This is a genomic window from Rhizobium redzepovicii (assembly GCF_019793435.1).
Lineage (GTDB): Bacteria > Pseudomonadota > Alphaproteobacteria > Rhizobiales > Rhizobiaceae > Rhizobium > Rhizobium redzepovicii.
In genome coordinates this window covers 1-672 of record NZ_JAILYH010000071.1, presented here as the reverse complement: position 1 = coordinate 672, position 672 = coordinate 1, and the positions used below count along the sequence as shown (strand labels likewise).

Genomic DNA, 672 nt, shown 5'->3' with positions numbered 1-672 from the left:
TCAGGATCGGCACCGTCTATCCGGCGACCACCGGCGTGCTGCCGGCGTTTCTTTCAAAGATCGCCCGCAAGTACCCGGATATCCGCATCCATATATCAAGCGGCAATACCGGCGACATCATCCGCGGCCTGGAAAACGGCCAGATCAATCTGGGCTTCATCCGGCCGGTGGAAAACATCGGCTCGTTGCGCTTCTCCTCGATCGCCCATGAACGGTATCTCTTGGCGGTCGCCAGGACAAACCCACTGGCGGAGCAGACGGAGATCGCCATCGACGACCTGCGCTCGGAAAAGATCATCGCCTTCAACCGCAAGAACCTCTCCTACACCGAGCGGTACTTCAATGAGAAGTTCGAGGAATACGATCTGACCGGCAACATCGCCTATAGCTGCGACGACACCTATTCACTGGTGTCGCTGGTCTCGGCCGGCCTTGGCATCGGCTTTGCGCCGGAATGGACCGAGGGCCTGCCGAACCGGGCCTTCGAGCTGAAGGCGGTCAGGGGCATCGACTTCAGGATCGGGCTTGGTGTTGCCTGGAACAAGGAGGATCCAACCGCCTCGCGCGACGACATCGTCCTATCGCCCGCTCACTGGCGCGGCCGGGCAGGTAAGCCATCTTCGCCGCAGCTCATCTGGGATGCGGGCGATGTGACGCCGCCTCGCGATTCTG

The 672-nt window shown here is 61.2% G+C and carries 1 pseudogene; it reads left to right on the top strand.

Annotated features, from left to right (window positions below):
* Window positions 1-613, top strand: a pseudogene (locus K6N12_RS33615) (LysR family substrate-binding domain-containing protein); the annotation flags it as partial.
* Window positions 614-672: the final 59 nt, after the last annotated feature.